Below are 10035 nucleotides of genomic sequence, written 5' to 3' on the forward strand. Positions count from 1 at the left end.
TTTGAACCAGTTGTTAGAAGCCATTACGCGCCGGTGCCCCAGGAAAACAGAATGAAAGAATTTTGAGTCTCGTACAAAAACTCCATTTCGTTCCATTCGTTCGCTGATGCAATAACATTGCTGTTTGGCAAGGGCCGCCACAATTCATGAGGTTCTGATAATTTTTCTCCATTTAAAAATACTCCCCAATGATCAGGGTTGTATATGCTGTTGGAGCTAATTTTATTTTTGATGCGGGATTGTATTGAAGAGGTTATGCCCTCAATTTGAATCAATGCGTCACTAAGTGATATGTCTTTGGCTTTATTTATCTCTGGTAGCAACCACTTGTTAGCTAGCAACTCAAAATCATTAGCGCTTGTTTCATTTATGTGCCACTCCTCATAAAAGTGAAGTGCATGATTTAATAGCGTAAAAAACGCTATAGCTTTGTGCGATACCTGATTTTTCCCACAAGCAAAGAGGTTGGCCGAGCAAAGTGCCTCGTCTTGGGTTCTAAATTCTAAGATGTCGACGCTAATCTGTAGTGACTGGACAAGCGCATTGCTAAGAAAATTTTCAGAGCTGCCCAGTTCGATAAGGTTGGCCGCATTCATTCTCTTGGCTTCTAACGTTTGGTTAAGGGGCGGGCTTTAGCCCGTCCCAGTGAGCGAAGCGAACGTTTTGAACCACCAGTTAGGCGACTTGCAAACCATCGCTATTTCTCCAATACAACGTTGATTCGTACTGGAATGAAACCACAAAATTAGCATCGGTCTTGGTTGTAAGGATTTTTATAAACCGCTCTAGATCACCAAACGCAGAAAAACCTTCTGGCTCCGGCCATTTTATTCGTATGTAGCAGCGAATAGCTACAGGGAAGGTCATGCCTTTAGTATCTTCCGCATATAGCGTATGGTCATTTAGTTCGTACGCGGCGCTCACTGATAATCCGGACTCGAAAATTCCTTCCGCCGTATGGTCATTATTGTCTGTATCCAGTACGCCGAGTTCGCTCAATGCCTTATGGATAGTGGTTATTGAGAGTCGCTCATCGGCTTCAAGGTGAATGTCGAGACTCATTTTTTAGCCTAACGTTTGGTTAAGGGGCGGGCTTTAGCCCGTCCCAGTGAGCGAAGCGAACGGTTTGAACCATTTGTTATAAGCTAATATCCACAGCTTTCAGAGCCGCCAAATCTTGTGCCTCTCAGGCAGTAATGTGAGTTTTTATAAACTTTCAGGGGATTAATATCACATTTCAAGAATTCTTCATTCGCCTGAATTTCAAAGCTGTCGATTGTTTCGGGGCTTTTCATTATCTCTATAAGGCATGATTCAGTCTTGAGTGTTTGGGTGATCGTATAATTAGTGTATGCGCGCCCATTGATCTTGACTTTAAATAAGTTTTCTGCCGGCGGTGAGCAGTGGTTTTTTAAGTTTTCGGATATTGCAAAAACTCTCAGCGTCTCAGGGGATGTAGCTTTTCCTAGAAAGGTGATCGGAAACAGGAAAAAAGTTGCGATGGAGCTTTCATTGAAGCCGGAAGTTGCGACGGTTAATGGTGATGAGTTGCATTGATAAGAGATCCATTCGAATGCATAGTAGGACTTAGGTTGTGTTTTCCAGCCGTTAGGCTCAGCCCGCCAATGACTTCCTGACTTGAAATCTACACAGCCCGCAAGCACGGCGATTAAGGCGATAAGTAGTATTCGGAAGCACATGAAAAATTCTAATTACTTATAACTATAAATAGACACCATGCGGTGCATAACTTTCCGAACGGGCGTGGTGTATAACATTCCTTGTTCCTCTCGCTATTCGTGTCTAGGCTGAGGCTTTCAGCGTTCCGATGACCGTATAAGGGAGCTATACTCCATGTATGGACAGCCTCGATTGTTCGACCAAGTGCGGGAGCAAATTCGCCTGCGACACTACTCGATTCGCACGGAGCGTGTCTATTGCGAGTGGGTGAAGCGTTTTATCCGTTTCCATCGTTATCGTCTCCCGGCCGGCCGAAATGGGGGCTGCCGAGGTCGAGGCTTTTCTATCTGATCTAGCGGTACACGGTAACGTGTCTGCCAGTACGCAAAACCAGGCGCTTTCAGCGCTTTTATTCTGTACAAGCAGGTGCTCAAGCTGGAGTTGCCATGGCTGAGTGAGGTCGTTCGAGCAAAGAAGCCTTCACGGTTGCCGGTTGTACTGTCCACCCAAGAGGTGCAGCAGATACTGGCTCAACTGCAGGGTGAAATATGGCTGATGGCGAGCCTGCTCTATGGTTCTGGCATGCGGCTTATGGAAGTAGTGCGCTTGCGCGTGAAGGATGTGGACTTTGGCCGCAAGGAAATATTGATTCGCGATGGCAAGGGTATGAAAGACAGGGTAACCGTTTTGCCGCAACGCTTGCTCGTTCCTTTGAAACAGCATCTCCAGTTAGTGAGGGTTACGCACAATACCGAGGTCAGCGCAGGGCGTGGCGATGTCTATCTGCCCGACGCGCTAGCGCGCAAATATCCCAACGCGCCTTGGGACTGGGCTCGGCAATATGTGTTTCCAGCGAGTTCGCTGTCGGTTGACCCGCGTAGTGGCAAAACACGTCGCCACCATTTCGATGAAAAGCGTATCCAGCGTCACTTCAAGCAGGCAGTTCGAGCTGTCGGCATCGAGAAACTGGCTACTCCACATACCTTGCGGCACTCCTTTGCCACCCACCTTCTGGAAGGCGGCCAGGATATTCGCACCGTGCAGGAGTTGCTCGGCCATGCCGATGTGAAGACTACGATGATCTACACCCATGTGCTCAATCGCGGCGGGTTGGGTGTGCTGAGCCCTTTGGATCGGGCATAAAAAACCTGCAGCGCAGGTTTTTTTATTAAGCACTGTTTAGCGCGAAACGTCAGACCCGCTCAGCCCACATATCGTATTCATCAGCATCGACGATACGCACGCGCACCTTGTCGCCTGGCTGGAAGTCGGTGCCTTCGATAAATACGCTACCGTCGATTTCCGGGGCGTCGGCCCAGGAGCGGGCGACGGCGCCCTGGTCGTCGACTTCGTCGATCAGTACGTCCATTTCGCGTCCGATCTTCATCTGCAGGCGGGCGGTGCTGATGGCCTGTTGGTGGGCCATGAAGCGATCCCAGCGATCCTGTTTGACGTCATCGGGCACGATGTCCACGTCCAGGTCATTGGCGGGCGCGCCTTCGACCGGCGAGTACTGGAAGCAGCCGACGCGGTCGAGCTGGGCTTCGGTCAGCCAGTCGAGCAGGTACTGGAAGTCTTCCTCGGTTTCGCCGGGGAAGCCGACAATGAAGGTCGAGCGGATGGTCAGATCCGGGCACTGTTCGCGCCAGGATTTGATGCGCGCCAGGGTGCGGTCTTCGAAGGCCGGGCGCTTCATCAGCTTGAGGACGCGCGGGCTGGCGTGCTGGAACGGGATGTCCAGGTACGGGAGCAGCTTGCCGGCGGCCATCAGTGGGATCACGTCATCGACGTTGGGGTAGGGGTACACATAGTGCAGGCGCACCCACACGCCCATGCTGGAGAGCGCTTCACAGAGCTCTTTCATGCGCGTCTTGACCGGCTGGCCGTTCCAGAAGTCGGTCTTGTACTTGAGGTCGACGCCGTAGGCGCTGGTGTCCTGGCTGATCACCAGCAGTTCCTTGACCCCGGCCTTGACCAGGCGCTCGGCCTCGTTCAATACGTCGCCGACCGGACGGCTGACCAGCTTGCCGCGCATCGAGGGGATGATGCAGAAGCTGCAACTGTGGTTGCAGCCTTCGGAAATCTTCAGGTAGGCGTAGTGGCGCGGGGTCAGCTTGACGCCTTGCGGCGGGATCAGGTCGATCAGCGGGTTGTGGTCCTGGCGCGGCGGCACCACTTCGTGCACGGCGTTGACCACTTGCTCGTACTGCTGCGGGCCGGTGACCGACAGCACGCTGGGGTGTACGTCTCGGATGTTGCCTTCTTCGACGCCCATGCAGCCGGTGACGATGACCTTGCCGTTTTCCTTGATGGCCTCGCCAATCACTTCCAGGGACTCGGCCTTGGCGCTGTCGATAAAGCCGCAGGTGTTGACCACCACCACGTCGGCGTCCTGATAGGTCGGCACCACTTCATAACCTTCCATGCGCAGCTGGGTCAGGATGCGTTCGGAGTCCACCAAGGCTTTCGGGCAGCCAAGGGAAACAAACCCAACTTTGGGGGTGGCGGTGGTGGTCATGCAGGTGAACCTCAGGGCTAAGACGAGCCGGGCGCTTTGGGCGCCTCTGGTCAAAAAGTGCGCAATTCTAGCGGCGTGCGAGGCACTTTTCCAGCACTGCCGACAGGATGTGGGTGCAGACCGCGGCCAATACTCTGAAAGATGCTGTTGCAGACTCCGCCCATGCGCCGCACCTGGGCCTGTTAGCGTGCCCGAGCGACCGGCGAGCATCGCCGCGCATCCCCATAACAATGACAAAAGGGCTACCCGATGTTTTCACGGATCACGCTGCTGAGCGTCAATCTGGTTCAGCGCTTCCTGCCTTCTCCTTTCGTATTCGCCATGCTGCTGACCCTGGTGGTGCTGGCGCTGGGCATCTTCGCCACCGGCCAAAGCCTGCCGCAGATGGCCCAGCACTGGGGTGGCGGTTTCTGGAATCTTTTGACCTTCACCATGCAGATGGCGCTGGTGCTGGTCACCGGTCACGCCCTGGCCAATGCGCCACCGGTGGCCCGGCTGCTGGATCGTCTGGCGCGCATTCCCAGCACGCCGGGTCAGGCGATCGTGTTCGTCACTCTGGTGGCGATGGCCGCATCCTGGGTCAACTGGGGCTTCGGCCTAGTGGTCGGCGCCGTGTTCGCCCGGGCGCTGGCGCGGCAGGTGCAGGGCGTGCATTACCCATTATTGGTGGCGGCAGCCTATTCGGGCTTCCTGGTCTGGCATGGCGGCCTGTCAGGCTCGGTACCGTTGTCCCTGGCCACCGGTGGTGCGGATCTGGAACGTATCAGCGGCGGCGTGCTGACCGCTGCCATTGGCGTCGAGCACACGCTGTTCACCACCCTCAACCTGACCATCATCGCCTTGCTGGTAATCGGCGCGCCGTTGCTCAACCGGGCGATGATGCCGCGCACGCCCACGGTGGCCGCGCCCGAACTGCTGATCGACCCGCCGGCGCCGGTTATCCCGCGTGAAACCGGCGCCCAGCGTTTGGACGACAGCCGCATTCTCGGTTTGCTGATCGTCGCCCTGGCGGCCATCTATTTCGCCTACCACTTCGCCAGTAACGGCTTCGGGCTGACCCTGAACCTTGTGATCGGTATCTTCCTGTTCGCCGGCCTGTTGCTGCATGGGTCGCCGGAACGCTACGGGCGGGCGGTTCAGGACAGCGTCGGTGGCATCAGCGGGATCATCATCCAGTTTCCGTTCTACGCCGGGATCATGGGCATGATGGTCGGTGCCAACGCCGAGGGGCAGACGCTCGGCAAGCTGATCAGCGACCTGTTCATCGACTGGTCATCGGCCGAGACCTTTCCGCTGCTGACCTTCCTGAGTGCCGGACTGCTGAACATGTTCATCCCGTCGGGCGGCGGCCAGTGGGCGGTGCAGGGGCCGATCATGCTGCCGGCCGGTGAGGTGCTCGGCGTGGCGCCGGAGATCACCGCCATGGCGATTGCCTGGGGCGACGCCTGGACCAACATGATCCAGCCGTTCTGGGCGCTGCCGCTGCTGGCCATCGCCGGCCTGGGCGCGCGGGACATCATGGGCTATTGCCTGATCATGCTGCTGTATTCAGGCGTGGTGATCGGCGGCGCGTTCTACTTTCTGGTGTGAGCGAGGCGTGGCGCCGGCGGGCGCCGGCAGCACCAAAGTCACTGCGCCGCAGGCTGGCGCTTCTTGATCGCCGCGATCAGGCGCTCGGCCAGGGCCGGGTAATCCTTGTCGTAGTGGTGGCCGCCTGGCAGCTCCAGCTTCTCGCCGACGCTTTGCTGCTGGGTGCAGCCGCTCTCCGGCGCTTCTTCGCTGCCGTAGACGCAGAGCACCTTCTCGGCGGGCAGCTTGACCAGTTCCGGGCCGGTGGCGGCTTCGTCGGCGTCCTTGCCCAGCCAGCCTTCGACCTGGATCTCGAAAGCACCGCTGCGGGCCAGCGCAAGCAGCAGCAGGGCATCGACCTGTTGCTTGTCGCTGTCGGGCAGACGGTTGTAGAGCGCCGGCATCACATCGGCGCCGAATGAATAACCGATCAGTACGAAGCGCTTGGCGTGCCACTTCTCGCGGTACTCGCGCATCATTTCAGAGAGGTCGCTGGCCGCCTGGTCCGGGCTCTTGCGCTGCCAGAAGTAACGCAGGGTATCGACGCCGACCACCGGGTAGCCGCGCTCGGCCATCTGCTCGGCTACGGCCTTGTCCAGGTCACGCCAGCCACCGTCGCCGGAGTAGAACAGGCTCACGGTATCGCCAGGCGGCGTGGACGGCACTTCGACCACTGGCAGATCGTCGCTGGCGCCTTGCAGCAGGCGGCGCAACTGGGCGATCAGCAGCGCCTTGGGCGCAGTGTCGTAATCGCCGATCAGGGTTTCGGCATTGGCCTGCTCGCGCACGAAGCGGGCGCTGGCGTCATCCGGGTTGTCGTTCCAGGCGGCCAGCCAATGGCCGTGGCCGCTGCTGGCCGGCGGCGGGGTGCCGCAATCAGACTTTTCCAGGGAAAAACCGACGGACAGCGCCTGGGCCTGGTCGTCGTTCTGGCTGGCAAGCCAGCGCCAGGCGAGCATGGCGGCGGTGTCGCTGCCGGCCAGCAGGTTCAGCGGGCCACCCAGTTGTGCGGCAGCGTCCTGCAGGGTTTTGTTCTGCACATCGCAGTTCTGCTGGGTAACCGGATACTGGCCGACAACGGCGTGGTTGGACTGCGCCAGTTCCAGCAGCTCTTCATCGCCGAGCAGTTGATCCTTCGGCAGCACCAGCAGCACGCGGCGGTGTACCTTGCCGCCTGGCGTGGCGACCTGCAGGTCGCCACCGGAGGCCAGCGCGTGGTGCGCCAGGCTGGCGGCGGCCGGCGGGCGCAGCCAGAAGTAGAGGCCGCCGGCGACCACGGCCAGCAGCAGGGCGAGGATCGGTAACAGGCGTTTGGCAGTGCGGGTCATCAGCGTTTCACCAGTCCGGTAAAGCCGCCGGCGATCAGCGCGGCGGTGTCGGTCAGTGCCACCAGCGGGTCGAGCCCAGCGGGTACGGCCATGTAGCGCGGTTCCCAGTCTGGCTGGAACTTGTCCTTGAAGCGGCGCAGGCCCTGGAAGTTGTAGAACGCCTCGCCACGCTTGAACACCAGTGCGCCGAGGCGCTGGGCCAGCGGCGCGCCGCGACGCGGCTGCAGGCCGGAGAGCGGCACCATGCCGAGGCTGAAGCGCGCGAAGCCGGCGGCCTTGAAGTGCAGGATCAGGCCGAGCATGAGGAACTCCATGGTCAGCTTTGGCGCATCGGGCAGCACACGCATCAGGTCCAGGGTGGCGAGGTCGCGGCTGTCGGTTTCCAGGAGGTTGGCGAAGGCCACGGCGCGGCCTTCGACCCGGGCGATGACGATACGGAAGCGGTTCAGATAGGCCGCGTCGAAACGGCCCAGGGAAAAGCCTTTCTCACGCATCTGCTTGCCGCCCAACCAGGCATCGGAAATGCCGCGTAGCTCGTCGAACGGCGCCTGGCCGGGTTCATGGAACTCCAGCACCAGGCCGTCTCGCTGGCCGCGGTTCCAGGTGTAGCGCAAATCCTTCATGGCCTTGCCGGTGCTTTCCAGCTCGAAGCGGTTGAGGTCCACGCGCGCCTCTTCGCCGAGCTTGATGGCGGTCAGGCCGATGTCCATGTACAGCGGCAGGTTCTCCGCGCGCACCTGGTAGAAGACCGGGCGGGTGTGGTGGCGGTCACACAGGTCGCGGAACTGCCACACCAGCTCGGCGCGGCGCTGCGCCGTGCCGATGGGGTCGAACAGGGCGACCATGCTGCGCGCGCGGCGCGAATACATCAGAAAGGCATCACCTTCCGGGTGCATCAGCAGCGCTTTGTCGCCGGTCAGCGCCAGGCCACCATCGGCCTGGTCGGAGGCCTTGACGATCTGCGCGGCACGGTCCAGCTCCTCACTGCTCGGCAGGCTGATGGCCGGTGGTGCGGCGCGCAACAGCCAGGCCAGGAACACCATGCCGAGCACCAGTACGCAACCCAGGGCGGCGCGCAGGCCACGAGGCGCATCGGCGTTCACCGCGAACTGCCACCACAGCTGATTTTCGTAAGGCACGTCCTGATAGGCGAAGAACAGCAGCCAGATGGACGCGCCAAGCACGCAGGCACTGGCGGCCAGGTGCCAGGGTGAGAGAGGCAGTTCCATCAGCCGGCTGGGTCGGTAGAAGTAAGGGCGAAACAGTGCAAGCAGGCCGGCGGTGATGCTCAGCAGCAGGGCTTCTTCCCAGTCGAAGCCCTTGAGCAGGGAAAGAATCGCGCCGGTTACCAGCAGGCCCAGAGTCATGGCCCAGGCAGCTGAAAGGCGACGGCGCAGGCCCTGGGCGAGTAGCAGGCAGAGCAGGCCGATCAGGCTGGCGCCGAAGTGCGAGGCATCGATCAGTCGATGGGGGATGAGAAAATCCAGTGTCTCCAGGCGCTCGTCCAGGCTGGGCGTCGCTCCGGAGAACAGCAGCACCATGCCGGAAATGAACACCAGCAAGGCGAGGATCGGCGCGGCCAGGCCGCTGGCCGCACGGATCGCCTGACGCGCGCTGATGAGGCGGCGCAGCTCCATGCCCAGGAGCAGCAGGCAGGCCACCAGCAGCGGCAACACGATATAGATGAGGCGATAGAGCAGCAGTGCCGCCGCCAGGGGAGCAGCGCCCAGCTCGCTGGCAAAGGCGGCCAGCAGCACCGCCTCGAACACCCCGACGCCGCCTGGTACATGGCTGAGCACGCCGGCGGCCAATGCCAGCAGGTAGACCAGCAGGAAGGTGGTGAAGGGCGGCGCTTCGGGCAGCAGCAGGTACAGCACGCCGGCGGCGGCGCTGACGTCCACCAATGTGATCAGGATCTGCAGCAGTGTCAGGCGCGCGCCTGGCATGCGCAACAGGTGGCGGCTGACCCGCACCGTCACGCAGTCGGCGTTCGGGCGCTCTTCCATGCGGGCGCGGTGCAGCTTCAGCAGCAGGCCAGCGCCAAGGGCCAGCAGCACCAGGCTTATGGCGATCAATACCGATTGCGGCAGGCGTAGCGCGGCGGAGGCAGCTGCCGGGTCGGCCAATGCGGCGAGGGCGGCAAGAATCGGCAGCGCGCAGCCGAGCGAAAGGCTGGCGAACACCGTCATGCGGGCGATTTCCACGCCGCCGATGCCATGCCGGGCATACAGTCGGTAGCGGATCGAGCCGCCGGAAAGCATCGACAGGCCGACGGCGTTTCCGATGGCGAAGGCGCAGAAGCCGCCGGTGGCCAGGGTACGACCGGGCAGGCTGACACCGGCATAACGGCTGGCCGACCACTCGTAGCCGAGCAGGGCGATGAAACCGATGATGGTCAGACCCACCGCGCCGAACAGATTGGCGGTTGGTACGGCCAGGATGGAGGCATGCAGGGCGCTGGGATCGAGCTCGTCGAGCAGGTGCCGGCAGGCCAGCAGGGCGATGACGAACAGGGCCAGGGCGACACTCAGCCCCAGTGGCTGGCGGTATCGATCCAGGCGTTGGCGCCAGAGCAGCAGTTGAGATTTGGGCAGAGAGGATGGAACAGTAGCGTCGGAGCTGGCGCGCATCGGATACCTCTTGGGCAGTGCGGCTCAGATTGAAGGATGGAATCCAAGTTCCAATTTGTATCAAGCAATGTATGAGCTTGAGCAAGCCGCTTCAAGGTGTCTATGGCAGGCATCTGCAAAGCGTAGCCCATCAGCATAGGTGTGCGGCGGCAGTAGCTAACTTTCGAGCGGCCACAAAAAAAGCCCCGACAGCAGACTGTCAGGGCTTTCTTTCGAAGGTGGTTGCGGGAGCCGGATTTGAACCGACGACCTTCGGGTTATGAGCCCGACGAGCTACCAGACTGCTCCATCCCGCGCCGGCCATTCTATA

7 protein-coding genes, 1 tRNA gene and 1 pseudogene are annotated in these 10035 nt (G+C 60.2%); 2 read left to right on the forward strand and 7 right to left on the reverse strand.

Features of this window, described 5'->3' with window-relative positions; genetic code table 11:
• Positions 1-23: 23 nt before the first annotated feature.
• The 3 genes from BM154_RS23855 to BM154_RS23865 all read right to left on the reverse strand — a co-directional run bounded on the left by BM154_RS23855 (position 24) and on the right by BM154_RS23865 (position 1700).
• Positions 24-596 carry a hypothetical protein gene (locus BM154_RS23855; RefSeq protein ID WP_139225435.1) on the reverse strand — a complete coding sequence of 191 codons (573 nt, stop codon included), beginning with the start codon at positions 594-596 and terminating at the stop codon, positions 24-26.
• A gap of 79 nt (positions 597-675) precedes the next feature.
• Positions 676-1062, reverse strand: a complete 387-nt coding sequence (locus tag BM154_RS23860; RefSeq protein WP_074883256.1) for a hypothetical protein — start codon at positions 1060-1062, stop codon at positions 676-678.
• An 83-nt stretch (positions 1063-1145) separates the two neighbouring features.
• On the reverse strand, positions 1146-1700 hold the full coding sequence (locus BM154_RS23865) for a hypothetical protein (RefSeq protein ID WP_139225436.1): 555 nt from the start codon (positions 1698-1700) through the stop codon (positions 1146-1148).
• 154 nt (positions 1701-1854) lie between these two features.
• Between BM154_RS23865 and BM154_RS11020 the strand changes: the two are divergent.
• Positions 1855-2823, forward strand: a pseudogene (locus BM154_RS11020) (integron integrase).
• Between the two features lie 49 nt (positions 2824-2872).
• Here the strand turns inward: BM154_RS11020 and rimO are convergent.
• The gene (gene rimO / locus BM154_RS11025) at positions 2873-4198 is read right to left on the reverse strand and encodes a 30S ribosomal protein S12 methylthiotransferase RimO (RefSeq protein WP_074883258.1); all 1326 of its coding nucleotides are present in this window, start codon (positions 4196-4198) and stop codon (positions 2873-2875) included.
• Between the two features lie 249 nt (positions 4199-4447).
• On the opposite strand from rimO, the gene BM154_RS11030 reads away from it, so the two are divergent.
• Positions 4448-5788, forward strand: a complete 1341-nt coding sequence (locus tag BM154_RS11030; RefSeq protein ID WP_074883260.1) for a short-chain fatty acid transporter — start codon at positions 4448-4450, stop codon at positions 5786-5788.
• A gap of 38 nt (positions 5789-5826) precedes the next feature.
• Here the strand turns inward: BM154_RS11030 and BM154_RS11035 are convergent, their stop codons facing one another.
• The 3 genes from BM154_RS11035 to BM154_RS11045 all read right to left on the reverse strand — a co-directional run bounded on the left by BM154_RS11035 (position 5827) and on the right by BM154_RS11045 (position 10021).
• Complete coding sequence (locus BM154_RS11035; RefSeq protein ID WP_074883263.1) at positions 5827-7095, reverse strand: virulence factor family protein; 1269 nt, start codon at positions 7093-7095, stop codon at positions 5827-5829.
• A complete protein-coding gene (gene mprF, locus BM154_RS11040; RefSeq protein WP_074883266.1) occupies positions 7095-9725 on the reverse strand; it encodes a bifunctional lysylphosphatidylglycerol flippase/synthetase MprF in 2631 nt (876 codons plus the stop codon). The genes BM154_RS11035 and mprF overlap by 1 nt, the downstream gene beginning before the upstream one ends.
• A gap of 219 nt (positions 9726-9944) precedes the next feature.
• Positions 9945-10021, reverse strand: a tRNA-Met gene (locus BM154_RS11045).
• Positions 10022-10035: the final 14 nt, after the last annotated feature.

The organism is Phytopseudomonas argentinensis (assembly GCF_900113905.1).
GTDB classification, from domain to species: Bacteria; Pseudomonadota; Gammaproteobacteria; order Pseudomonadales; family Pseudomonadaceae; genus Aquipseudomonas; species Aquipseudomonas argentinensis.